Consider the following 22,585-nt stretch of genomic DNA (forward strand, 5'->3'; position numbering starts at 1 on the left):
CGGATTCCCTAGCATGAGGAGCGGAAGGGGGAGCCCTATCGCTGTCGTATTGGTTGCACGAGCAGACAAACATCATCAACCAGGGAGACCCAGATGAGACTGAAGCTGACTGGTTGCGCCCTGCTGATGACCGCTGCATTCGCGGTTTCGTCAGCCGAAGCGCAGGACAAAAAAGCACTCGCCTTTGTCGTCAACGGTGCCTCCGACTTCTGGAAGCTCGCCGAGGCCGGCGTCAAGAAGGCGCAGGAGGAACTGCCGAACTACGACCTGCAATTCAAATATCCCGAACAGGCCGCCGCCGCCGTGCAGCAACGCCTGATGGATGACCTCGTGGCCGCGGGCGTTTCGGCGATCATGGTCAGCGCCGTGGACCCGAAGACGTCGACCGAGGCACTGAACCGCGTCGGCGGGCAGGTGCCGCTCTTCACCACCGACAGCGACGCTCCCGATACCAACCGCATCGCCTATATCGGCTCGTCAAACACCGACGCGGGCAAGCAGGCGGGCGAGATCGCGCTGAAGGCAATGCCTGACGGCGGCAAGTGCATCGGCTTCGTGGGACTGCCCGGCGCCGACAATGCGCGCGAGCGCATCGAAGGCATGAAGGCGGCGATCGAAGGATCGAAGGTCGAACTGGTCGACGTTCGCGGCGACGACATCGACCAGACCCGCGCCAAGCGCAACGTGGAAGACGCGCTGGCCGCCAATCCCGACATCGACTGCATGGTCGGATTCTACTCCTACAACACGCCGCGCATCTACGAAGTGCTGAAGGAGGCCGGCAAGCTGGGCTCGATCACCGTCGTCGCCTTCGACGAGGATCCGATCACGCTTGGCGGCGTGCGTGAGGGATCGGTTGCTGCAACCGTCGTCCAGCAGCCCTATGAGTGGGGATATCAGGGCATGAAGCTGATGGCGAAATATCTCGAAGGCGACAAATCGGTCGTGCCCGCCGACGAGCTGATCATCGTGCCCACCAAGATCATCGACAAGGCCAATGTCGATGCGTTCGAGACCGAACTCAAGGCGCGGATCGGCAATTGAGTCCGTGATCCGCCGAAGCAGCGACCGGCAGACGTATCTCCTGCCGGTCTGCATCGCCGCCTTGCAAGGCAACCCTCGCCGCCACCATAATCCTCGCATGGCCGAACCGTTTCTGACGCTGACAGGCATTTCAAAGCACTATCCCGGCGTGAGGGCTCTGGAGCAGGTGAGCCTTTCCGTGACCGAGGGCGAAGTCATCGGCCTGATCGGAGAGAACGGTGCCGGCAAATCGACCTTGATGAACGTTCTGGGCGGCGTCACCGGGCCGAGTGCGGGCACCATCGCGATCGACGGCAAGGAGGTCGGCCCCCTGACGGTTTCGGCCGCCATCACCGCGGGGATCGCCTTTGTGCATCAGGAGCTCAACCTGTTCGACAATCTCACCGCCGCGGCGAACATCCTGATTGGGCGAGAACCGCTGCGGGGCGGACCGTTGAGGCTGATCGACCACAAAGCGCTCGAAGCCTCGGCGCAGCCGCTGCTCTCCCAACTCGGCGCCGACTTCAAGGCTTCCTCGCCGGTCTCGTCGCTCTCGCTTGCCCAGAAGCAGCTCGTCGAGATCGCGAAGGCGCTGTCCCTCAACGCGCGGCTGGTCATCATGGACGAGCCGACATCAAGCCTGACGGTTGCCGAAACCGAACGCCTGCTGCGGGTGATCGGCAGGCTGAAGGCGGACAAGGTCGCCATCATCTTCATCTCGCACCGGCTGGGTGAGGTGAAGCGCATCGCCGACCGCGTCGTGGTGCTCCGGGACGGCAGGGGCGTCGCCGAGATCCCTCGGCAAGAGATCGAGACCGATCGGATGATCCGACTGATGATCGGCCGCGAGCTCAAGACGCTCTATCGCCCACCCGCCGCACCGGCCGGAGAGCCGGTGCTCGAGATCGTCGGCGTACGCACGGCATACAAACCCGGCATTGCCGTCGACCTGTCCGTCCGCCGCGGCGAGATCCTCGGCCTCGCCGGCCTGGTCGGCTCGGGACGCACGGAACTGGCTCGAACGATCTTCGGCCTGGATCCCCTGCTGTCCGGCGAGATCAGGATCGACGGCAAGAAGACCACACTCGGTTCTCCGAAGGCGGCGATCGAACGCGGCATCTATCTCGTGCCTGAAGACAGGAAGCGCTCCGGACTTATCCTGCCCTTCAGCATCCGCGACAATATCAGCCTGGCCGGCCTTCGCTCTCTTGCACGCCATGGCGTTGTCGACCGCGCCAGAGTACGCGACCAGGCCGAGGTCCAGAAGAAACGGCTCGACATACGCTGCCCGAGCACCGCGTCGCCGGTCGGTTCGCTTTCCGGCGGCAACCAGCAGAAAGTCGTGCTCGCAAAGTGGCTGTCCATGCAACCGAGGCTGATCATCTTCGACGAGCCGACTCGCGGCATCGATGTCGGCGCGAAGAACGAGATCTACCGTCTCATGCGCGAACTCGCGGATCAGGGCGTGGGCATATTGATGATCTCGAGCGACATGGAAGAGGCGATCGGCGTGAGCGATCGGATCGCGGTCATGCATGAAGGCGCGATCGCCGGCTTCCTCGACCGCAGCCGGTTCACGGAAGAGAACATTCTGTCGCTGGCCGTCGGCCGCGCACCGAGCCGGGAGGCAGCCGAATGAACCGCAAGGATTTCGGCCTGCTCGTCCTGATCCTGGTCGTCGGCACCGTCGTCGCCATCATCAATCCACGTTTTCTGTCCCCGGTTAACCTGTCCAACACGGCCAATCTGATCGGCCTCTTCGGCATCTTCGCGCTCGGTCAGGCCTTCGTCATCATCTCGGGCGGCATCGAGCTTTCCGTCGGCTCGGTCATCGCGCTGCTGGGGGTCATTTTCGTCGACTTTGTCGCGGGGGGAACCGTTCCGCCGGGCGCGGCATTCGTGATCGTCGTGCTGCTCGGCTGTCTGATCGGCCTGGTCCACGGCCTGCTGATCACGCGCGTCGGGCTGCAGCCCTTCGTCGTGACGCTTTGCGGCCTGCTGATCTATCGTGGTGTCGCCCGCTACTACACCGACGATGCAACAGCGGGTTTCCCATTCGGCGCCAGCTTCCCGACGCTCGAATGGCTGGTGGCCGGACGTTTCTATGGCGTTCCGCACAGCCTCATCGCCTTTGTGGTCTTGACCGTGGTCATGGCGTTGGTTCTCCACAGGTCGGTCTACGGCCGCCATCTCTTCGCGGTCGGCAACAATGAGGAAGCAGCGCGCCATTCGGGCATCGACACGTCGCGCGTCATCGTCACAGCCTATGTCATCTGCTGCGGCCTGACTGCGGTGGCCGCGATCTTCATCGCGATGTACACGCGCTCGATCTCGCCGTCCTCCCACGGCAGTTTCTACGAACTCTACGCCATCGCGGCCGCCGTGCTCGGCGGCTGCTCGCTGCGCGGCGGCGAAGGGTCCGTCCTCGGCGTTGTGCTCGGCACTGTCCTGCTTCAGGTGCTGCAGAACCTGGTCAATCTGTTGGGCATTCCGAGTTCGCTCAACTTCGCGGTCATGGGATCGGTGATCCTCGTGGGCGTCATCGCCGACCGGCAGTTTTCGCGACGGAGGAGCCTTAAAGTCGCCGCCGCAGAATAGCGGCGACGCTCAGCGGGAGAGCATGGGCGTGCGTGACTGTTGCGATGCCCTCAACGGGCTTGATCATCATGCGGGCGGCCACACTTCGCGGTCATCGGAATCCCGCCTCCTTTTGATGTCGTACAGCCAAGATCGTTACGGCATCATCATCGACACGGGCAACATAGCCGCTATCCCCGAAGTCGATTTGCCATTCCCGGTATTGTTCGGGCAGGCCTTCGACAAGACGACCCATCCGCGGATGCGTGCCCAATGCCCGCACGCCTTGCCTGATCGTCTCACCCGCCCTTCTCACAGCATCGGCGCTCTTGGGTCGGAGAAAATCCCACAGCCGCTGCATGTCCCGGATCGCGGCCGGGGCAAATATCACTTGTGGCATATGGGCACGGGACGTTCGCCTTCAGTTCCCCAACTCGCAAGCCACTTGTCGCCTTCCTCTGCCGTGGCGTGCAGGCCAGTCGCCTGAAATTCTTCCCATGCTTTGAGCGTGTCCTGCCGCAATGCTTCGCGCTTTTCCTCCCGCTCGACATACTGCGCTATGGCTTCGCGCATGATCCAGTGCGAGGTACGGCGGCGAGACTCGGTGAGCTGTTTCACCCGCCCTTTCAACTCGTCATCGAGTTTGATGGATGTTGCTGTTGCCATGCCGCAGCCTCTCCTCTGCCCAATTGTCCATGCACATGAAGCTTCGCTGAGAGGTCGATATCAGTTTCTTCTTATGTTTGCGGCTGACGCGGATATGCCGCTTCGAAGGCCGGCAACTTCGCGCATGCGGCGACGATGGCGTTGATGCGCTCGAGCCCGCTTATGTCGGCGTCCCAGCGCTTGGCGTTGTAGACTTGCGGGACCAGGCAGAGGTCGGCCATGGTCGGTCTGTCGCCATGACAGAAGCGTCCGGTGCTGGAGTGGTCAAGCAGCTCCTCGACCGCCGCCAGCCCCTCGCCGATGAACTTCTTCATCCATTCGGAGCGCACGGCATCTCCCCCCTTGGTGAGTTCCATGACGTGGGCGACCGGACCGAGGTTGCAGACGGGATGTATGTCCATGGCGATGGCGTAGGAGAGCGCCCGCACCCGTGCCCGCCCGCCCGGCCGGCCCGGCAGGAGGCCGGAGCCCGGTCGTGTCTCCTCGAGATATTCGACGATGGCCAGCGACTGGGTGAGCCTCAAACCGTCGATCTCGAGCACCGGCACGGCGCCCTGCGGATTGCGGGCAAGATGTTCCGGCGCCTTGTGCTCCCGGTCGAGCAGGTTGACGGGGACTGTCTCGTAGTCGATGTCAAGCAGATTGAGAGCGATGCGGACCCGGTAGCTCGCCGAGGATCGCCAGTAGTCGTAGAGGACCGGTGTCGTCATTTCGCGAAACGCTCCCTTGCCTTGGCGAGTGCTGCCTGAAGCACGGCGATATCGCCGACCAGATTGGCAAGGATCAGCACCAGCCTTGCGTTGAGCCGCGCGCTTTCCTCCGCTGACAGGCCCTCATGAGCCTCGAGCAGTGATGCATAAAACACATCGCCTGCCGGGCCGAGGCGGTCGCTTCCGAGATCGATCATTGGTCATGGCCTCCCCAAGGCGCGCCGATGCGCAGCGCCGATCGCCGCGGCGTCTGGCGCCCGAAATGCCGCCGCGACATGCTGGTCGGGACGGATCAGGTAGGTGAACCCCTCCCCGTAACGCCGGAAGGCATGGCCCGAAACATCCTGCAGCTCTCCCCCGCCTGGCCGCGAGACATGGACGTGCTTGATATCGTTGACCTCGATCCGGGGCCGGTCGCCGAAGGACAGCAGCGTGAAGCCGCCGTTCAGTTGGCCGAGCAGCCAGACATCCGTTTCGCCGTGCCTCAGCGGCGCATCCAGGCAGGCCGAGCCCGGTTCGAGCACGGCTTCGGCCGACGGCGTCTGCAGCGGCAGCCCGGCCAGCGAGCAAGGCACGGACAGGCGGCCGGAATTGACCAGCTTCCTGGCGAAGACCATGTCGGCGGCAAGGTCGAGCACTTCGTCACGCAGCATCTTCTCCATCGCCGATTTAGGCGTCATGAAGTTGGTGGCGCGCGACGAGTTGGCGATGTTCTCGTCCGCACCATGGATACGTTCGTCGTCGTAGCTCGCCAGCAGCGCTTCCGGCGCCTGCCCATTCAGCACTGCCGCAAGCTTCCAGCCGAGATTGTCGACGTCCTGGATGCCGCCATTGCCGCCACGCGCGCCGAAGGGCGAAACGATGTGGGCGCTGTCGCCGACGAAGATCACGCGGTCATGGACGAAGCGCTCGAGCCTGCGGCACTGGAAGGTGTAGACCGACACCCAGTCGATCTCGAAATCGCTGCGGCCGATCACCTTTTCGATGCGCGGGATGACGTTTTCCGGCCGCCTCTCGGCCTCGGGGTCGGCGTCCCAGCCAAGTTGCAGGTCGATGCGGTAGATATCGTCGGGCTGCTTGTGCAGCAGCGCCGACTGCCCGGCATGGAAGGTCGGCTCGAACCAGAACCGGCGCTCGGACGGAAAATCCGCCTTCAGCTCGATATCGGCAATAAGGAAGCGCTCCTCGAACAGCTTGCCGGCGAAATCCAGGCCGAGTTCGGACCGCACCAGCGATTTCGCGCCATCGCAGGCGAGCAGGTAGTCGGCCTCCAGTCGATAGGTCCCGTCCGGCGTCTCGATCCTGGCCACTGCGCCAGCGGCGATCTTTTCGACACCGATCACCTTGTTCTTGAAGCGCAGGTCGATCAGATCGGGAAAGTCGCGCGCGCGCTCGACCAGATATTGCTCGACATAATATTGCTGGAGATTGACGAAGGCCGGCATCTTGTGGCCGTCCTCCGGCAGCAGGTCGAAGCTGTAGACTTCGCGGTCGCCGTGATAGAGCCGGCCGATCTTCCAGGTCACCCCCTTCTCGACCATGCGCTCGCCGACGCCGAGACGGTCGAAGATCTCCAGCGTGCGCTTGGCCCAGCAAATGGCGCGGCTGCCGACCGAGACGACGTCATTGTCGTCGAGCACGACCGAGGCGACGCCGCGCAAGGCAAGGTCGATCGCCATCGACAGGCCCGTCGGGCCGGCGCCGACGATGACGACCGGGTAGCGGCCCGGCGCGGGCTTGCCCGAGACTTCGGGCGGCGGCGTGTAGCCGAAATGCTGATACCGATATCGCGCCATGTCTTCTCCCGAACGCCCGCCCTAAGCAGGCTTACGTGGCTTCGCCCACGCTTCGCCTGCCTAGCCTCTCTTGCCGCAGGTCTTTGCCGGAAAACCGTAGGACACTTTTCCGAAACCTGCTTAGGGCTCCATCACCCCTGCAGTCGCTCCCACATCTCCCGGTCGCGCTCCGCGGTCCAGATGCGCGGCGTGTCGACACCAAGAGCCTCGTCATAGGCGCGGGCCACGTTGAAGGGCAGGCAGTGCTCGTAGATCGCATAGGACGAGAATTTCGGATCGCATTCGGCGCGAACGGCGTCCCAGGCCTCCTTCAGCGAGCCGCCGCCCTGTGCCACGCGGGCGATCGGCCGGTAGGTCGAACGGATGAAGTCGGCGGTATTGTCGAGCGCCTCATTGACCATCTTGGCGCCGACCAGGGCATCGCCGCGACCCGGCGCGATCGCCGAAAGATCGAAACCGCGGATCGCCTCCAGCGTCGCCGGCCAGTCGGCGAAATGCGCGTCGCCGCAATAGCAGGCCGAGTGGTATTCGACGATGTCGCCGGTGAACATGACGTTCTCGTCGGGCACATGGGCGACGATGTCGCCGGCCGTGTGGGCGCGTCCGAGGAAACGCAGGTCGATGCGGCGCTTGCCGAGATAGAAGCTCGCGCGGTCGTTGAAGGTGAGCGTCGGCCAGGTCAGGCCCGGGATGGATTCGTGGCCCTGAAACAGCCGCGGAAAACGTCCGAATTCGGAGTCCCAATCCTCCTGCCCGCGCTCGACCACCATGGCGCGCGCCTTTTCCGACATGATGACCTCGGAAGCCCCATAGGCCGAGGCACCGAGCACACGAACCGCATGGTAGTGCGACAGCACGACATATTTGATCGGCTTGTCGGTGACCTTGCGGATCTGCTCGATCACCTTGCCGGCGAGCCTGGGGGTCGCCTGCGCATCGACGATCATCACGCTGTCGTCGCCGATGATCACGCCCGTATTGGGATCGCCCTCGGCCGTGAAGGCCCAGAGGTCGCGGCCGACCTCTGTGAAGGAGATCTTCTTCTCCGCAAGATCGCCCTGCGAGGCGAAAGACTTTGGCGAGGTGGATGGGGCCATTGGGGTCACTTTTCCTTTTCGTATTTCGTCACCGACTGCTCGATCGCACCGAAGATCGAATGGCCGGCCTTGTCCTTCATCTCGATGCGCACCGTGTCGCCGAAATGCATGAAGGGCGTGGCCGGCTTGCCGGTTGCGATCGTCTCGATCATGCGGATCTCGGCAATGCAGGAGTAGCCGGCCCCGCCTTCGGAAACCGGCTTGCCGGGCCCGCCGTCGAGCTTGTTCGATACGGTGCCCGAACCGATGATGGAGCCGGCCGAGAGCGGCCGCGTCTTCGCGGCATGAGCGACGAGCGTCGGGAAATCGAAGGTCATGTCGATGCCCGCATCGGCCCGCCCAAAGGGCTTTCCGTTGAGATCGACAGAGAGCGGCAAATGCACCCTGCCACCGTCCCAGGCCTCTCCCAACTCGTCCGGCGTCACGGCGACGGGCGAAAAGGCGGAGGAAGGCTTCGACTGGAAGAAGCCGAAACCCTTGGCCAGTTCGGCCGGGATGAGCCCGCGCAGCGAAACGTCGTTGACCAGCATGACGAGCCGTATGGCGTCGCGCGCCTCCACCACGCTCGCGCCCATCGGCACGTCGCCGACAACCACGGCGACCTCGCCCTCCATGTCGATACCATAGGCCTCATCGGCCATCGGGATCGGATCGCGCGGCGCGAGGAAGGCATCGCTGCCGCCCTGATATAGCAGCGGGTCTGTCCAGAAGCTCTCCGGCATTTCGGCATTGCGCGCCTTTCGGACGAGTTCGACATGGTTCACATAGGCCGAGCCGTCGGCCCATTGATAGGCGCGCGGCAGCGGCGACAGGGCGTCGTGCTCGTGGAAACGATCCGCGGGAACCGAGCCGTGTTCCAGCGATTCCGAGAGCGCCGCCAGATGGGAGGATAGCCGCCTCCAGTCGTCGAGCGCCGCCTGCAGGGTCGGGGCCAGGAACGACGCGTCGGTAAAGCGCGTCAGGTCGCGCGACACGACCACCAGTTTTCCGTCACGCGTGCCGTTCTTCAAAGTGGCGAGTTTCATGCGGTTTCCAGCCCTTGAGATTGTCGTTGGTGCCTGCCGGTCCGTCGGCGGGTCGCAGGCAGCTTAAAGCATGTCTCCCTGATGTGGGTACCCGTTTCGGGATGAAGACATGCGTCAGATAAAGACCTGCAGCGTGTTGCATGCATCCGTTTTCACGCAACAGGCTGCAGACCGGGCGCCGCTCAACTCCAATCGCCCTCGACGGTGCCGTTGAAGCGCTTTTTCAGGCCGCTCCAGCAGTCGATATAGTTGTCCTGGCGCACATCGGTCTCGGCGGCGAAGCGCGTCAGCATCTGGGGGAAACGCGTCTCGAACATGAAGGCCATGGTGTTTTCGAGCTTCACCGGCTTCAGTTCGACGGTCGACGCCTTCTCGAAACCATCGGCATCAGGGCCATGGGCCAGCATCATGTTGTGAAGGCTCATGCCGCCGGGGACGAAACCTTCCTCCTTGGCGTCGTATTTGCCCTGGATCAGGCCCATGAACTCGCTCATGATGTTGCGGTGATACCAGGGCGGGCGGAAGGTGTTCTCCGCCACCATCCAGCGCGGCGGGAAGATGACGAAATCGATATTGGCGGTGCCCTCCTCGCCGGACGGCGCCGTCAGCACGGTGAAGATCGACGGGTCGGGATGGTCGAACAGGATCGCGCCCACCGGCGAATAGGTCGACAGGTCGTATTTGTAGGGGGCGTAGTTGCCGTGCCATGCGACGACGTCGAGCGGAGAATGGCCGATCTCGGTGACATGGAAGGCCCCGCACCATTTGACGATCAGCCGGCACGGCGTCTCCTTCTCCTCGAACCAGGCGCCGGGCGTCTTGAAATCGCGCGGATTGGCGAGGCAGTTGGCGCCGATCGGTCCGCGGTCGGGCAGCGTGAACTTGGCGCCGTAGTTCTCGCAGACGTAACCGCGCGCCGGACCGTCCATAAGCCCGACCTTGAACACCAGGCCGCGCGGCAGTACCGCGATCTCGCCCGGCCTGATCTCGATCGCGCCCATTTCGGTGAGCAGCCGCAAGCCGCCCTCCTGCGGCACGATCATGAGTTCGCCATCGGCGTTGAAGAAATGATCGTCCACCATGTCGGTGTTGGCGACATAGGTGTGAGCGGCCATGCCGGCCTGGGTGAAGACGTCGCCCGCGGTCGTCATCGTGCGGATGCCCGATATGAAATCGGTCGCAACATTGGGCATCGGTACGGGATTCCAGCGAAGCTGGCCCAGCGCCAGCTCGTGGTCGCCGATATTGGGCGCCGACCTCCAATATTTCAGTTCGGTAGTCTTGAAGCGCGCAGTGTGCTTGACGCTCGGGCGGATGCGGTAGAGCCAGGAGCGTTCGTTGGTCCCGCGCGGCGCGGTGAAAGGTGAGCCCGAGAACTGCTCGGCATAGAGGCCGTAGGCCGGCCGCTGCGGCGAGTTGCGGCCCTGAGGCAGCGCGCCGGGCAGGCTCTCCGTCTCGAAGTCATTGCCGAACCCCGGCATGTAGGAATAGGCCATGGTGCTTCTCCCTTGATGCCGCCCTGGAGTCGGGCGGCCGATTTGTTGCATTCGTAACCATTGAAAATGTAACCATCAACGCGACCGTCCGAGGATCATAACATCTTGCCGTCCTGCGGCTCGATCTTGCCGAGAGCCCCTGGTCCGGCGCCGAAATTGAGCGCTGTGCATTCATGGCAACATTTCTGCACGCTTCGTGCATAGGAAGCCCGAACTACCGATCGCTTCGCACACTTCTTGCGAAGCAGGTGCGTTACAATCACCTCCATCTCAGGATGCGACGGAATGTCTCCGCCGCCACAGGAGGATATGATGGGACCCTTCCCGCACGATGCGCCACCCGCCAGGATCAGCGAAGCCAACCCGGCCGGCACCGACGGGTTTGAATTCGTCGAATTCGCCCATACAGATCCCTCGAAGCTGTCCGAGCTCTTCACCCGCATGGGCTACATCCAGGTAGCCAAGCACCGCGCCAAGAACATTACGGTCTGGCGGCAAGGCGACATCAACTATGTCGTGAATGCGGAGCCCGGCTCGCACGCGATGAAGTTCGTCGAGAAGCATGGCCCCTGCGCGCCGTCCATGGCCTGGCGCGTGGTCGACGCCAGGCACGCCTTCGAGCATGCCGTGTCCAAGGGCGCCACGCCCTATGAAGGCGACGACAAGTCGCTCGACGTGCCGGCTATCGTCGGCATCGGCGGGTCGCTGCTCTATTTCGTCGAGAAATATGGAAAGAAAGGCTCGGCCTATGACGCCGAATTCGAATGGCTGGGCGCGCGCGACCCAAGGCCCGAAGGCGTCGGATTCTATTATCTCGACCACCTCACCCACAACGTCTATCGCGGCAATATGGACAAATGGTGGGCCTTCTACCGCGACCTGTTCGGCTTCACGCAGATCCACTATTTCGACATAGACGGCCGCATCACCGGGCTCGTCAGCCGCGCCATCACGTCGCCCTGCGGCAAGATCCGTATTCCGCTGAACGAATCCAAGGACGACACCAGCCAGATCGAGGAATATCTCAGGAAATACAAGGGCGAGGGCATCCAGCACATCGCCGTCGGCACCGACGAGATCTATGGCGCCACCGACAGGCTGGCCGAAAACGGGCTGAAATTCATGCCTGGCCCGCCGGAAACCTATTACGAGATGTCCCATGCGCGCGTGAACGGCCATGACGAGCCGATCGAGCACATGAAGAAACACGGCATACTGATCGACGGCGAAGGCGTCGTGAACGGCGGCATGACCAGGATCCTGCTGCAGATCTTCTCCAAGACCGTCATCGGCCCGATCTTCTTCGAATTCATCCAGAGGAAGGGCGACGAAGGTTTCGGCGAGGGCAATTTCCGGGCCCTGTTCGAATCGATCGAGGAAGACCAGATCCGCCGCGGCGTGCTGAAAGTGCAGGCTGCCGAGTAGCCTTTCATTCCGAAAGCCTTGAAGGAGGGCGGCGCCGTCAGCGTCGCCCTTTTGCGTTCGCGAAAATGAGCCAAACGCCTCCCAACGCTTCATCCCTCTTCGCAAGCTCGCCGATAATGTATATACATATTCGATGAGCATTTGAGGGAGACGCGCGACGATGCCGGGAGTTTTCGCAGAGCACGCCCTGCTGCCGGACGGCTGGCGGAATGCCGTGCGCATCGCCATCGAGAATGGCGTCATCGTCTCGACCGAGGCCGACACTGCGCCGCAGGCCGGCGACGAGCGCCACGCCATCATCTTGCCCGGGATGCCGAACCTTCACAGCCACGCCTTCCAGCGCGGCATGGCCGGCCTTGCCGAGACGCGCGGCCCCGGCGCCGACAGTTTCTGGAGCTGGCGCGAGGTCATGTATCGGTTTGCATTGTCGATGACCCCCGATGAAGTCGAGGCGGTCGCCGCGCAGCTTTATGTGGAGATGCTGGAGGCCGGCTTCTCGCGCGTCGGCGAGTTCCACTATCTGCATCACGATACGGATGGGCGCCCCTATGCCGCCGTCGCCGAAATGGCCGAACGCATCGTGGCCGCCGCTTCCGCCACCGGGATCGGACTGACCTTGCTGCCCGTTTTCTATGCCCATTCCGGTTTCGGCGGTGCCATGCCGAACGAGGGTCAGCGCCGCTTCATCAATTCGATCGACGGCTTCGGCACGCTGCTCAACGGCGCACGCGCCGCGGCCGGCAAGTTCGAAGGGGCGATCGTGGGCCTGGCGCCGCATAGCCTGCGTGCCGTCACCCCCGACGAGCTCGGCGCCGTCCTGCGGCTCGCGCCGAACGGCCCGATCCACATCCATGTGGCCGAGCAGGTCCGCGAAGTGGAGGATTGCGTCGCCTGGTCGGGCGCACGGCCGGTCGAATGGCTGCTCGGCAACGCCGCGGTCGACGACCGCTGGTGCCTGATCCACGCCACCCACATGACGGCGGCCGAAACGACCTCCATGGCCCTATCGGGCGCGGTCGCAGGCCTCTGCCCCGTCACGGAAGCCAATCTCGGCGACGGCACTTTTGCGGCGCCCGACTTCTTGGCCCGTGGCGGCCGTTTCGGCATCGGCTCCGATTCCAACGTGCTGATCGGCCTCGGCGACGAGTTGCGCCAGCTCGAATATTCGCAGCGTCTTCTTCATCGCGCCCGCAACGTTCTGGCCCAACCGGGGCAGTCGAACGGCCGCGCGCTGTTCGACCACGCCCTCGATGGCGGCGCGATCGCACTCGGCGCGGGGCCGGCGACGATCGCCGCCGGAGCCTCGGCCGACCTGGTATCGCTCGGCGCCGACCATCCATCGCTCGCTGGCAAGGCCGGCGACGCCATCCTCGACGCCTGGATCTTCGCCAACGGCGCTGCTGTCGATTGCGTCTGGGTGCGTGGCAAGAAACTCGTGGAAGGCGGCCGTCACCATTTGCGCGACGCGATCGCCGGGCGCTACCGTTCGGTGATGAAGGGTTTGGCCCAGCGGCACTAGGGTCGGGACGCGGGGAGCGACAGCGATGGATATGGAAGCGCCCGCGCAGTCGCTGCATCAGCGCATCCTGAACGATATCCGCGACCGCATCCTCTCCGGGGAATGGCCGCCGGGTTTCCGCATCCCTTTCGAGCACGAGCTGACGGCCGAATATGGATGCTCGCGCATGACGGTGAACAAGGCGCTGTCGCAGCTCGCCAAGGCCGGGCTCATCGAACGTCGCCGCCGTTCGGGCAGTTTCGTGACCCGACCGCGCTCGCAGGCAGCGGTGCTGGAGATCCATGACATCCGGACGGAAGTCGAGGCGCTCGGCCTGCCCTATCGCTACGAGCTTGCCTCACGCCAGCAACGCAAGGCCGCGCGCGACGACCGCGATCGGCTCGGCACATCGTCAGGCGGACCGGTGCTTCAGCTCGACTGTCGCCACTTCGCCGGCGGCCGGCCATTCTGCTTCGAGGAAAGGCTGATCAATCTCGCCGCCGTTCCCGAAGCCGCCGACGAAACATTCCTGGATATCGCGCCGGGCCCGTGGCTGACGGGCCGCGTGCCCTGGAGTACCGCCGAGCACGCGATCAGTGCGACCGAGGCCGACGAAGCGACTGCGGAAGCGCTCGATCTCGAAGCCGGCGCAGCCTGTCTGGTGATCGAGCGGCGGACGTGGAATGCCGAACGCCCCATCACCCATGTGAGACTGATCTACCCCGGCGACAGTCACCGGCTCGTCGCCCGCTTCACACCGACCGAAGGGTGACGCGCCGGTTCGGCGCGGCGTCGATCGACGCCACGCCGTGTTCGATGAACATCATCCGGCCGCTTTGCGGTCCCGGAACGAAATACGGGGCTCAGAGCGCCGCGGTGACGATGATCTCGACCTTGTACTCCGGGGCTGCCAGCTTGGCTTCGCCGGTGGCGCGGGTCGGGGCGTTGGGGCCGTCGACCCACTTGTCCCAGACCGAATTCATCTCGGCGAAGTCGGCCATGTCGGCAAGCCAGATCGTCGCCTGAAGGATCTTGGACTTTTCCGAGCCCGCCTGCTTCAGCAGGTCCTCGATGGTGGCGAGGATATCCTTGGTCTGCTCGGCGACGCTCTTGCCGGGCGAGCCGACCTGGCCGGCGAGATAGACGGTGTTGCCGTGGATGACGGCCTGGCTCATGCGCGGTCCGGCTTCGATACGGCGAATGGTCATGGGTGTTCCTTCCTGCTTGCCAGCTTCGTGAATATCGCTCTCAGGACCTGAACCGGGCGGGCGACAGCGCCTCGGCCAGCGACTCCAGGTCCCCGGAGGCCCGCCTTATCAACTGTCCGGCGAGGCGTGACAAGGCGGGCGAGGTCTGAATCCCGTAACCGCCCTGCCCGGCCAGCCAGAAGAAGCCTTCGGCCACGGGGTCGAAGCCGGCGACCGGAGTGCGGTCCGGCGCAAAGCTGCGCAAACCAGCCCAACTCCGCTCGACGCGGGTCACGGGATAGGCCATCGCCTGCTCGAAGCGGTAGAGCCCTTCGGCCAGGACCATGTCATCGACGAAGGCGTCGTGCGGCTCGACCGGTATTTCCTCCGCCGGCGAGACGAACAGGCGTCCGGCATCGGGTTTGGCATACCAGCTTTCGGCGGCATCGCCGACCAGCGGCCAGCTCCTGATGTCGTATCCGTCGGGCGCAGGGAGCACCGCGATCGAGCGACGCATCGGCTGGATGCCGATCGGCCGCAGCCCGGCCAGTCCTGCGACCATGTCGGCCCAGGCGCCGGCGGCATTGACCAGCACTTTCGCCCGGATCGTCGCCTTCGGCGTATCGATGATCCATTGACCCGACCGCATTTCGGCCCGCGTGAGCGGCGCATCCGTCAGCAGCCGCATGCCGCCCGCCCTCGCCTTGCGCAGCCAGCCCTGGTGCAGTGCATCAACATCGATGTCCTGGGCGTCCTGCTCATAGGCGCCGGCCTTGACCCATTCCGGCCGCAGCAGCGGCACCATGGCGATCGCCTGCTCGGGAGTCAGCTCGACAAGGTCCTCGGCCTCCTCCATCAGCTTGTCGTGGGCATCGAGCCCGCCTTCGTCTGCGACATAGAGGATGCCGCGCTGGGTAAGCAGCGGAGTCGGGAAAATATTTGGCTCGGCACCGTGGAAAAGCGGCGCGCTGGCCCGGCTGAGCGCCCGGATGGCGGCATTGCCGTAGTTCTGGATGAATATCGCCGCCGAACGTCCGGTCGAATGATAGGCTGGACGGCTCTCCTGCTCCAGCACGACCACGTCGAAGTCGCCAGCGAGATCGGCGGCCAAGCCGATGCCGGCCATGCCTGCGCCGACGATCGCAACATCGGTGATGATTTCGTCGGCCATCTCTTCTCGTCCTCCTTGGAACCGTGCCGCTTTCCGCGCTCATAACCCGGATTCGCAATCGGCTTCCACCCGCCAGGGACACACACAGTCAGAGCCAGGACGCGGCGTTGCGAATTCCCGCGGTGTATCGTTCCCGCATGCTTCAGGAATAGACGCCTGAGCGCACCGTCTCGAGATAGGCCAGCACCTTGTCTCCCTTGCCCTCCGCCACGAGATCGTAAGCTGTCTTGCCGGCCCAGCCCGGGATCGGCTGATGTTTGAACCACACGGCCGCGCTGTCGCCGCCGCCTGCCATCCCAGCCGCCATGGCAAGGATGCGCACGACCGGACTAAGGGCCTGGTCGACCTTCCGAGCGCCGGACTTGGCCGCCAAGGTATTGCGCGCCACGCCCACAAGTTGGGCCAGTTCGGACCGCGTAATGCCCAAGAACTCCGAAACGCGGCTTGCCGACAGGTACGGCGATCCGTCTTCCATGAAATGCATCGCCGTGACAGGCCTCTCCACAGATACAGTCCACTATCAGATGACAACTCCGCTCAAACTGCGCTCATTTTTTGCTCAGATCAAGCTCAGGGCGTGCCTTTCACTTACAGGAAGAGCGCCCCTCCGGCTTCATTTGCCTGACGCGCGCACAGCGATCATCATCCGACCGGTTGACAGATGTAATGGTATTACATATCCAAAGGCCGACATCCGCAACCGCCGGGATCCTTATGACCAATGCCTGCCTGACATTCCGCGACCTGACGCTTGGCTATAACAGCCATCCGGCCGTACATCATCTCAACGGCATGGTGCGCGCGGGCTCGTTGACGGCGGTCGTTGGCGCCAACGGATCCGGCAAGTCGACCCTGATGAAGGGCATCGTCGGCGTGCTGAAGCCGATGGCCGGCCACTGCACCCTCGCGAGAGATACGCGGATTGCCTATCTGCCGCAGCAATCCGAGCTCGACCGCAGCTTTCCCGCGCGTGTCGTCGACCTGGTGTCGCTCGGCCTCTGGCCGAAGCGCGGGCTGCTCGGTCGGTTCACCAAGGGCGACCGCGCGGCAGTGGCGAAGGCCTTGACGGCGGTCGGGCTCGAAGGTTTCGAGAAGCGCCCCGTCGACACGCTTTCCGGCGGCCAGTTGCAGCGCGCCTTGTTCGCACGCGTTCTGGTCCAGGATGCCGAACTGATCCTGCTCGACGAGCCGTTCAACGCGATCGACAGCAAGACGGTCGGCGACCTCGTCGCGCTGATCAAACGCTGGCACGGGGAAAAGCGCACCGTGATGGTGGTCGTCCACGATCTGGAACTGGTGCGGTCGCATTTCCCCGAAACGCTGCTCCTGGCGCGCCAGCCGATCGCCTGGGGCGCCACGCAGGAGGCGCTCCATCCCGAGAATCTGATGCGCGCCCGCCGCTTCGACGAGGCCTGGCACGACGATGCTCCCTGGTGCCACGTCGACGACGACAAGCACCATCATCACGACGAACACGGTGGGCCGGACCACGATCATTCCCATGACGGCGACGACCATCATCACCGCCATGCACCGGCGGCCTGACCATGTATGACTTCCTGATCGCGCCCTTCGTCGAGTTCAGCTTCATGCAGCGCGCGCTGGCCGGTTCGCTGCTGCTGTCGCTGAGTTCCTGTCCGGTCGGCGTGTTCCTGATGCTGCGCCGCATGAGCCTGACGGGCGACGCCATGGCGCATGCGATCCTGCCGGGCGCGGCTGCCGGCTTCCTGCTCTACGGTCTCCAGATCGTGCCGATGACGGTGGGCGGGCTCATTGCCGGTGTCGTTGTCGCGCTCGGCGCCGGCGCGGTTTCGCGCTTCACCGTGCAGAAGGAAGACGCCTCGATGGCCGCCTTCTATCTGATCTCCCTGGCGCTCGGCGTGCTGATCGTCTCGCTGCGCGGCTCCAGCGTCGACCTCATGCACGTCCTCTTCGGCACGGTGCTCGCCCTCAACGACGACGCCCTGACGCTGATTTCCCTGATCACGGGGGTGACGCTGCTGACGCTCGCCGTGTTCTGGCGTGCTCTGGTCGCCGAATGCCTCGATCCGCTGTTCCTTCGCTCGGTCAGCCGGCTGGGCACACCTGTGCATTTCATCTTCCTCGGTCTGGTCGTGCTCAATCTGGTCGGCGGCTTCCAGGCCCTGGGCACGCTGCTTTCGGTTGGGCTGATGATGCTGCCGGCCGCAGCAGCGCGCTTCTGGACGACACGGATCGGGCCGATGTGCGGGCTGGCGATCGCCATCGGCTTCGCCGCGTGCGTGGCCGGGCTGCTTCTGTCCTACCATGCGTCGCTGCCCTCCGGCCCCGCGATCATCCTTTCGGCCGGCGCGGTCTATCTGGCCTCGATCATTTTCGGCGTGCGCGGGATCCTCAACACCCGCCTGGCCCGCCATCGTCACCGAACCGCCTGACCAAGGAGAACTTTCCATGCTGCTTAAGACGACCCGGCTTGCCGCTCTTGCGAGTGTTATAACATTAACCCCCGTCGCGCTTTCAGCGGCTTCGGCAGCGGAACTGAAGGTCGTGGCGACCTTCTCCATCATCGCCGACTTCGCCAGGAATGTCGGCGGCGACCGCATCGAACTGACCACACTCGTCGGCCCCGATGGCGACGCCCATGTGTACGAGCCGAGGCCGGCCGACGCCGCTTCCATGTCCGATGCCCAGGTCGTGTTGGTCAACGGACTGAATTTCGAGGGTTTCCTGTCCCGGCTGGTCGAGGCGAGCGGCACCAAGGCCGCCGTCGTCGAACTGAGCAAGGGCGTCGAACCGCGCAAGATGGAAGACGGCCATCACGACGAGGCGGAAGACGATGGGCATCATCACGGCGACGTCGATCCCCACGCCTTCCAGTCGATCGCCAATGCCAGGATCTATGTGAAGAACATCGCCGATGCATTCTGCGCGGCCGACGCCGCCGGATGTGATGCCTACAAGGCCAATGCCGCCGCCTACACCGAAAAGCTCGATGCGACAGAGGCCGAGGTCAGGCAGACGATCACCTCGATCCCCGAGGACAAGCGTGTGATCATCACCTCGCACGATGCCTTCGGCTATTTCGAGCATGCCTACGGCCTCACCTTCCTGGCGCCCGAAGGCATATCGACAGAAGCCGAAGCATCGGCTGCGGATGTCGCGAAGCTGATCCGGCAGGTAAAGGAAGACAAGGCGTCCGCGATCTTCGTCGAAAACGTCACCAACCCGCGGCTGATCGAGCAGATCGCCAGCGAAACAGGTCTGAAGGTCGGAGGAACACTCTATTCGGACGCCCTGTCCGCTCCGGATGGCGGTGCCTCCACCTATATCGACCTGATGCGCCACAATGTTTCGGTGATCAAAGGCGCGATCCTGGGCAGCTAGCAGAGCGTCGAGTTCCGAACACATCATTGGCGGACGAGCAAAGGCTTTCGCCATAAGGCGAGAGCCGACGTGCGTTCGTTTTGCGCTCATTTGTTATGTTATTACATTAAGAACGGAGACATCATGTTCAACATTCGCAAAGCCGCCGTCGCGCTGAGCCTCATACTGGCTGCCAACCATGCCTCGGCCGAGGAAAAGACCGCGTGGCGGCTTTTCGTGGCGGATCACGCCGCCCCCGTCGTACGCGCGATCGACGCCTTGACCGGGAACGAGATCGACAATTTCAAACTCAAGGGCCCGGCGCGCCTTTATGCGACCAGCAGCGCGCGTATGATCTTCGCCGTGCAGCGCGACGACGACGTCGTGTCGGCAATGGCGAGCGGCATCGTGTTCGGCGACCATGGCGACCACGGAGACATCACCATCGAGCCGCCGCGGCTGCTCGATGCGGAAGTCCACGGCCGCAAGCCCGTGCATTTCGTCGAGCACAAGGGCGACATCGCCCTCTTCTTCGACGACGAAGGCTTGGCGCGCGTTTTCAGCGAGAAGACCGCCCTGGAGGGAAACCCAATCATCCGCGAGGTCGCGACATCATCGCCGCACCATGGCGTCGCCGCCGCGCTGGGCGATCATGTGCTGGTGACCGAGCCTCATCCCGAAAAACCGGCCGACGAACTGCCGATCGGCATAAAGGTGCTTGATGCCACGGATGCACGGGCCGGCGAGACCTATCAATGCCCCGATCTCCATGGTGAAGCCACGTCAGGCAACCTGCTCGCCCTCGCCTGCGCCGAGGGCCTGCTCATCGTGAGGCCGGGCAAGGACGGCCCCGAGATCAAGCACCTGCCCTATCGCGGCTTGCCATCCGGCAAGTCGACCACCCTCATCGGCGGCAAGGGCCTGCAATATTTCCTCGGCAATTACGGGCCGGATGCCGTGGTGCTCGTCGACCCCGAAGGTTCGACGCCTTTCCGGCTGATCGAACTGCCGACACGGCGGGTGCATTTCGCGGTCGATCCCATCAGGTCGAAATTCGCCTATGTCTTCACCGAAGACGGCAAGCTCCACCGGATCGACGTCATCTCCGGCGCGCTCGACGGGTCGATCGCGCTCACCGAACCCTACAGCATGGACGGCCACTGGAACGATCCGCGGCCCCGCATCGCCGTCGCCGGCGACAGGATCGCGGTGACCGATCCGCTGAAGGGCCTGCTCCATCTGGTCGACGCCGCGACCTTCGCCAAGGCGGCCGAGATCGCCGTCGAGGGCAAGCCATTCAACATCGTTGCCGTCGGCGGCTCCGGCGAAGCTCATTAACACCGACCACCTCACGGAACATCCCTTGGGAGCAGCTATGCCTACATCAGACAAACGCCTTCCCGTCACCGTGCTTTCGGGCTTCCTCGGCGCGGGCAAGACCACCTTGCTGAACCATATCCTCAACAATCGCGAAGGCCGGCGCGTCGCGGTCATCGTCAACGACATGAGCGAGATCAATATCGACGCCGAACTGGTACGCGACGGGACCGACCTGTCGCGTACCGACGAGAAGCTGGTCGAGATGTCCAACGGCTGCATCTGCTGCACGCTGCGCGACGATCTGCTGAAGGAGGTGCGCGCGCTCGCCGAGCAGGGCCGCTTCGACTATCTGCTGATCGAATCGACGGGCATTTCCGAGCCGCTGCCCGTCGCCTCGACCTTCGAGTTCCGCGACGAGAACGGCGACAGCCTCTCCGATGTCGCCCGGCTCGACACCATGGTCACGGTGGTCGACGCCATGCACCTCCTTCGCGACTATTCGTCGGTCGACTATCTGCGCGATCGCGGCGAATCGCTCGGCTCGGCCGACGAGCGCACCCTTGTCGACCTTATCGTCGACCAGATCGAATTCGCCGACATCATCGTGCTCAACAAGGTCGGCAGCGCCAAGGCTTCCGACCTCGCCGCAGCACGCCGGATCATCCGCGCCCTCAATCCGGACGCGGAACTGATCGAGGCCGATTTCGGCAAGGTGCCGCTGGACAAGGTGCTCGCTACCGGCCGGTTCGACTTCGCCAAGGCCGAACAGCACCCTTTATGGTTCAAGGAGTTGAACGGCTTTCGCGATCATGTTCCCGAAACCGAGGAATACGGCATCCGCTCCTTCGTCTATCGCGCCCGAAGACCTTTCGTGCCCAAGCGGTTCCAGGCCTTCCTCGACCGCGCCTGGCCGGGCGTGGTGCGCGCCAAGGGCTTCTTCTGGCTGGCGACGCGACCGCACCATGTCGGCGAAATGAGCCAGGCCGGCGCCTTGGTGCGGGTCGAAAGGCGCGGCCTCTGGTGGTCGTCGGTGCCTAGGAGCCGCTGGCCCGACCACCCAGACTGGCTGGCTTCGATCGAGCCCTACCTGGACCCGGTCTGGGGCGACCGACGCCAGGAGATCGTCTTCATCGGCTGCCACCCGATGAACGAGATCCGCATCCGCGCCGAACTGGACGAATGCCTCGTCGATGATGCGCCTTGCTTCCGCCCCGAGCTCTGGAAGGACATGCCCGATCCGTTCCCGGCCTGGCAGAGAGCGACAGCGTAAACCGCGCAATCAGCCTGTGTGCCGCAAAACGCGGCCATGCCCGCAAGATCGCGGCTGCCGCGGCGGAAAACCGGCCGCGACCCGATTGACCCGGCCTCCCAATTGCAACATACTCGGTAGTATGTCCTGAATTGGGAGGTACGGCATGGCTTTCGCACGCCTCAACGGCGTCGTGCTGCATCATGAGCTTCGCGGTGCCGAGGGCAAGCCGCCGCTCGTCTTTTCGAATTCGCTCGGCACGGACTTCCGGATCTGGGACGCGGTCGCAGAGCGGCTTCAGGCAGACTACCGCATCGTGCTTTACGATAAGCGCGGCCACGGCCTGTCCGAGTCGACGCCAGCCCCCTACAAGCTGGCCGACCATGTCGAGGATCTCACCGCGCTGCTCGACCATCTCGGCATCGACCGCGCCGCCGTGGTCGGGCTTTCGGTCGGCGGGCTGATCGCCCAGGGCCTTGCGGCGCTCCATCCGGAAAAGGTGGCCGTGCTGGTGCTTTGCGACACGGCCCACAAGATCGGCACGGATGCCATGTGGAACGACCGCATCAAGGCGGTGACCGAAAAGGGCATCGCCGCGATCGCCGAAGCCGTCATGCAGCGATGGTTCACGCCCGCCTACCGTTCTCCCGAGAACCCCGATTTCGTCGGCTATACGGCGATGCTGGTGCGCACCGACATCGACGGCTATGCCGGCACCTGCGCGGCGCTGCGCGACGCCGACCTGACGGAATCGACGCGCGCGATCAAGCAGCCCACCCTGCTTGTCGTCGGCGACCAGGACGGCTCGACCCCTCCCGACCTCGTGCGTTCGACGGCGGCCCTCATTCGCGGTTCCGAATTCAGGATCATCGAAGGGGCGGGCCACCTGCCGAATATCGAGCAGCCGGCCGCGGTCGCCGACCTCATCGCCAATTTCCTGAAGTCAGTCAGATACGTTTGAACAAGCCGCCCCGGCCGTTCCCGGGCCGGGCGGTCATCGCAT

The 22,585-nt window shown here is 64.0% G+C and carries 23 protein-coding genes; 12 read left to right on the top strand and 11 right to left on the bottom strand.

What is annotated here, in order from left to right; translation table 11 throughout:
- Positions 1-126 precede the first annotated feature (126 nt).
- The 3 genes from JN302_RS30645 (at position 127) to JN302_RS30655 (ending at position 3,621) form a co-directional block, all read left to right on the top strand.
- Positions 127-1,044: a sugar-binding protein gene (locus JN302_RS30645; protein WP_244743648.1), complete on the top strand. Its 918-nt coding sequence runs from the start codon at positions 127-129 to the stop codon at positions 1,042-1,044.
- Positions 1,045-1,141: 97 nt separating this feature from the next.
- The gene (locus JN302_RS30650; RefSeq protein ID WP_202330188.1) at positions 1,142-2,662 is read left to right on the top strand and encodes a sugar ABC transporter ATP-binding protein; all 1,521 of its coding nucleotides are present in this window, start codon (positions 1,142-1,144) and stop codon (positions 2,660-2,662) included.
- A complete protein-coding gene (locus JN302_RS30655; protein WP_202330189.1) occupies positions 2,659-3,621 on the top strand; it encodes an ABC transporter permease in 963 nt (320 codons plus the stop codon). The genes JN302_RS30650 and JN302_RS30655 overlap by 4 nt, the downstream gene beginning before the upstream one ends.
- A 91-nt stretch (positions 3,622-3,712) precedes the next feature.
- Here JN302_RS30655 and JN302_RS30660 read toward each other — a convergent pair whose 3' ends face one another.
- The 8 genes from JN302_RS30660 to hmgA form a co-directional block, all read right to left on the bottom strand.
- Positions 3,713-3,961, bottom strand: coding sequence for a type II toxin-antitoxin system RelE/ParE family toxin (locus tag JN302_RS30660; protein WP_446720688.1), 249 nt, complete (start codon positions 3,959-3,961; stop codon positions 3,713-3,715).
- Between the two features lie 26 nt (positions 3,962-3,987).
- Positions 3,988-4,266 (bottom strand): CopG family ribbon-helix-helix protein, encoded by a 279-nt coding sequence (locus tag JN302_RS30665; protein WP_202308113.1) that lies wholly within the window; start codon positions 4,264-4,266, stop codon positions 3,988-3,990.
- Positions 4,267-4,337: 71 nt separating this feature from the next.
- Positions 4,338-4,976 (bottom strand): maleylacetoacetate isomerase, encoded by a 639-nt coding sequence (gene maiA / locus JN302_RS30670; protein ID WP_202330190.1) that lies wholly within the window; start codon positions 4,974-4,976, stop codon positions 4,338-4,340.
- A complete protein-coding gene (locus JN302_RS30675; RefSeq protein ID WP_202308115.1) occupies positions 4,973-5,173 on the bottom strand; it encodes a DUF2783 domain-containing protein in 201 nt (66 codons plus the stop codon). Before JN302_RS30675 ends, maiA begins: the two co-directional genes overlap by 4 nt.
- A 3-nt stretch (positions 5,174-5,176) precedes the next feature.
- Positions 5,177-6,772 (bottom strand): FAD-dependent oxidoreductase, encoded by a 1,596-nt coding sequence (locus JN302_RS30680; RefSeq protein WP_202330191.1) that lies wholly within the window; start codon positions 6,770-6,772, stop codon positions 5,177-5,179.
- Between the two features lie 131 nt (positions 6,773-6,903).
- Positions 6,904-7,869, bottom strand: coding sequence for an MBL fold metallo-hydrolase (locus JN302_RS30685; protein WP_202330192.1), 966 nt, complete (start codon positions 7,867-7,869; stop codon positions 6,904-6,906).
- Positions 7,870-7,874: 5 nt separating this feature from the next.
- On the bottom strand, positions 7,875-8,894 hold the full coding sequence (locus JN302_RS30690; protein WP_202330193.1) for a fumarylacetoacetate hydrolase family protein: 1,020 nt from the start codon (positions 8,892-8,894) through the stop codon (positions 7,875-7,877).
- A 182-nt stretch (positions 8,895-9,076) separates the two neighbouring features.
- A complete protein-coding gene (gene hmgA / locus JN302_RS30695) occupies positions 9,077-10,390 on the bottom strand; it encodes a homogentisate 1,2-dioxygenase (protein ID WP_202330194.1) in 1,314 nt (437 codons plus the stop codon).
- Positions 10,391-10,702: 312 nt separating this feature from the next.
- Between hmgA and hppD the strand changes: the two genes are divergently transcribed.
- The 3 genes from hppD (at position 10,703) to hutC (ending at position 14,085) form a co-directional block, all read left to right on the top strand.
- Positions 10,703-11,815, top strand: a complete 1,113-nt coding sequence (gene hppD, locus JN302_RS30700) for a 4-hydroxyphenylpyruvate dioxygenase (RefSeq protein ID WP_202334504.1) — start codon at positions 10,703-10,705, stop codon at positions 11,813-11,815.
- A 160-nt stretch (positions 11,816-11,975) separates the two neighbouring features.
- Entirely contained in the window at positions 11,976-13,334 is a 1,359-nt protein-coding gene (locus tag JN302_RS30705) for a formimidoylglutamate deiminase (RefSeq protein WP_202330195.1), read from the top strand.
- Between the two features lie 25 nt (positions 13,335-13,359).
- On the top strand, positions 13,360-14,085 hold the full coding sequence (gene hutC, locus JN302_RS30710; RefSeq protein WP_202308126.1) for a histidine utilization repressor: 726 nt from the start codon (positions 13,360-13,362) through the stop codon (positions 14,083-14,085).
- A gap of 91 nt (positions 14,086-14,176) precedes the next feature.
- Here the strand turns inward: hutC and JN302_RS30715 are convergent, their stop codons facing one another.
- The 3 genes from JN302_RS30715 to JN302_RS30725 all read right to left on the bottom strand — a co-directional run bounded on the left by JN302_RS30715 (position 14,177) and on the right by JN302_RS30725 (position 16,146).
- The gene (locus tag JN302_RS30715; RefSeq protein ID WP_202330196.1) at positions 14,177-14,521 is read right to left on the bottom strand and encodes a RidA family protein; all 345 of its coding nucleotides are present in this window, start codon (positions 14,519-14,521) and stop codon (positions 14,177-14,179) included.
- Between the two features lie 40 nt (positions 14,522-14,561).
- On the bottom strand, positions 14,562-15,671 hold the full coding sequence (locus tag JN302_RS30720; protein ID WP_202330197.1) for an NAD(P)/FAD-dependent oxidoreductase: 1,110 nt from the start codon (positions 15,669-15,671) through the stop codon (positions 14,562-14,564).
- Between the two features lie 142 nt (positions 15,672-15,813).
- The gene (locus JN302_RS30725) at positions 15,814-16,146 is read right to left on the bottom strand and encodes an antitoxin Xre-like helix-turn-helix domain-containing protein (RefSeq protein ID WP_244846035.1); all 333 of its coding nucleotides are present in this window, start codon (positions 16,144-16,146) and stop codon (positions 15,814-15,816) included.
- 239 nt (positions 16,147-16,385) lie between these two features.
- Here JN302_RS30725 and aztA point away from each other — a divergent pair, with 239 nt between their 5' ends.
- From aztA to pcaD, 6 genes are all read left to right on the top strand, one after another.
- Complete coding sequence (gene aztA / locus JN302_RS30730; RefSeq protein ID WP_202330199.1) at positions 16,386-17,216, top strand: zinc ABC transporter ATP-binding protein AztA; 831 nt, start codon at positions 16,386-16,388, stop codon at positions 17,214-17,216.
- A 2-nt stretch (positions 17,217-17,218) separates the two neighbouring features.
- Positions 17,219-18,085: a zinc ABC transporter permease AztB gene (gene aztB / locus JN302_RS30735; protein ID WP_202330200.1), complete on the top strand. Its 867-nt coding sequence runs from the start codon at positions 17,219-17,221 to the stop codon at positions 18,083-18,085.
- Between the two features lie 19 nt (positions 18,086-18,104).
- On the top strand, positions 18,105-19,034 hold the full coding sequence (gene aztC / locus JN302_RS30740) for a zinc ABC transporter substrate-binding protein AztC (RefSeq protein WP_202315157.1): 930 nt from the start codon (positions 18,105-18,107) through the stop codon (positions 19,032-19,034).
- 123 nt (positions 19,035-19,157) lie between these two features.
- Positions 19,158-20,351 carry a zinc metallochaperone AztD gene (gene aztD / locus JN302_RS30745; RefSeq protein ID WP_202330201.1) on the top strand — a complete coding sequence of 398 codons (1,194 nt, stop codon included), beginning with the start codon at positions 19,158-19,160 and terminating at the stop codon, positions 20,349-20,351.
- Positions 20,352-20,388: 37 nt separating this feature from the next.
- Positions 20,389-21,603, top strand: a complete 1,215-nt coding sequence (zigA, locus tag JN302_RS30750; RefSeq protein WP_202308133.1) for a zinc metallochaperone GTPase ZigA — start codon at positions 20,389-20,391, stop codon at positions 21,601-21,603.
- A 145-nt stretch (positions 21,604-21,748) separates the two neighbouring features.
- On the top strand, positions 21,749-22,543 hold the full coding sequence (gene pcaD / locus JN302_RS30755; RefSeq protein WP_202330202.1) for a 3-oxoadipate enol-lactonase: 795 nt from the start codon (positions 21,749-21,751) through the stop codon (positions 22,541-22,543).
- Positions 22,544-22,585: the final 42 nt, after the last annotated feature.

Origin of the sequence: Mesorhizobium sp. L-8-3, from assembly GCF_016756615.1 — a bacterium.
Lineage (GTDB): Bacteria > Pseudomonadota > Alphaproteobacteria > Rhizobiales > Rhizobiaceae.

What these genes read in the sequence shown, in the direction of transcription:
- JN302_RS30660 (WP_446720688.1), bottom strand. Translation starts at nt 3,961, where the DNA reads ATGCAGCGGCTGTGGGATTTTCTCCGACCCAAGAGCGCCGATGCTGTG.
- JN302_RS30665 (WP_202308113.1), bottom strand. Translation starts at nt 4,266, where the DNA reads ATGGCAACAGCAACATCCATCAAACTCGATGACGAGTTGAAAGGGCGG.
- JN302_RS30690 (WP_202330193.1), bottom strand. Translation starts at nt 8,894, where the DNA reads ATGAAACTCGCCACTTTGAAGAACGGCACGCGTGACGGAAAACTGGTG.
- maiA (WP_202330190.1), bottom strand. Translation starts at nt 4,976, where the DNA reads ATGACGACACCGGTCCTCTACGACTACTGGCGATCCTCGGCGAGCTAC.
- aztD (WP_202330201.1), top strand. Translation starts at nt 19,158, where the DNA reads ATGTTCAACATTCGCAAAGCCGCCGTCGCGCTGAGCCTCATACTGGCT.
- JN302_RS30720 (WP_202330197.1), bottom strand. Translation starts at nt 15,671, where the DNA reads ATGGCCGACGAAATCATCACCGATGTTGCGATCGTCGGCGCAGGCATG.
- hppD (WP_202334504.1), top strand. Translation starts at nt 10,703, where the DNA reads ATGGGACCCTTCCCGCACGATGCGCCACCCGCCAGGATCAGCGAAGCC.
- aztA (WP_202330199.1), top strand. Translation starts at nt 16,386, where the DNA reads ATGACCAATGCCTGCCTGACATTCCGCGACCTGACGCTTGGCTATAAC.
- JN302_RS30715 (WP_202330196.1), bottom strand. Translation starts at nt 14,521, where the DNA reads ATGACCATTCGCCGTATCGAAGCCGGACCGCGCATGAGCCAGGCCGTC.
- JN302_RS30680 (WP_202330191.1), bottom strand. Translation starts at nt 6,772, where the DNA reads ATGGCGCGATATCGGTATCAGCATTTCGGCTACACGCCGCCGCCCGAA.
- JN302_RS30655 (WP_202330189.1), top strand. Translation starts at nt 2,659, where the DNA reads ATGAACCGCAAGGATTTCGGCCTGCTCGTCCTGATCCTGGTCGTCGGC.
- JN302_RS30685 (WP_202330192.1), bottom strand. Translation starts at nt 7,869, where the DNA reads ATGGCCCCATCCACCTCGCCAAAGTCTTTCGCCTCGCAGGGCGATCTT.
- JN302_RS30650 (WP_202330188.1), top strand. Translation starts at nt 1,142, where the DNA reads ATGGCCGAACCGTTTCTGACGCTGACAGGCATTTCAAAGCACTATCCC.
- pcaD (WP_202330202.1), top strand. Translation starts at nt 21,749, where the DNA reads ATGGCTTTCGCACGCCTCAACGGCGTCGTGCTGCATCATGAGCTTCGC.
- JN302_RS30705 (WP_202330195.1), top strand. Translation starts at nt 11,976, where the DNA reads ATGCCGGGAGTTTTCGCAGAGCACGCCCTGCTGCCGGACGGCTGGCGG.
- JN302_RS30645 (WP_244743648.1), top strand. Translation starts at nt 127, where the DNA reads ATGACCGCTGCATTCGCGGTTTCGTCAGCCGAAGCGCAGGACAAAAAA.
- hmgA (WP_202330194.1), bottom strand. Translation starts at nt 10,390, where the DNA reads ATGGCCTATTCCTACATGCCGGGGTTCGGCAATGACTTCGAGACGGAG.
- JN302_RS30675 (WP_202308115.1), bottom strand. Translation starts at nt 5,173, where the DNA reads ATGATCGATCTCGGAAGCGACCGCCTCGGCCCGGCAGGCGATGTGTTT.
- JN302_RS30725 (WP_244846035.1), bottom strand. Translation starts at nt 16,146, where the DNA reads ATGGAAGACGGATCGCCGTACCTGTCGGCAAGCCGCGTTTCGGAGTTC.
- zigA (WP_202308133.1), top strand. Translation starts at nt 20,389, where the DNA reads ATGCCTACATCAGACAAACGCCTTCCCGTCACCGTGCTTTCGGGCTTC.
- hutC (WP_202308126.1), top strand. Translation starts at nt 13,360, where the DNA reads ATGGATATGGAAGCGCCCGCGCAGTCGCTGCATCAGCGCATCCTGAAC.
- aztB (WP_202330200.1), top strand. Translation starts at nt 17,219, where the DNA reads ATGTATGACTTCCTGATCGCGCCCTTCGTCGAGTTCAGCTTCATGCAG.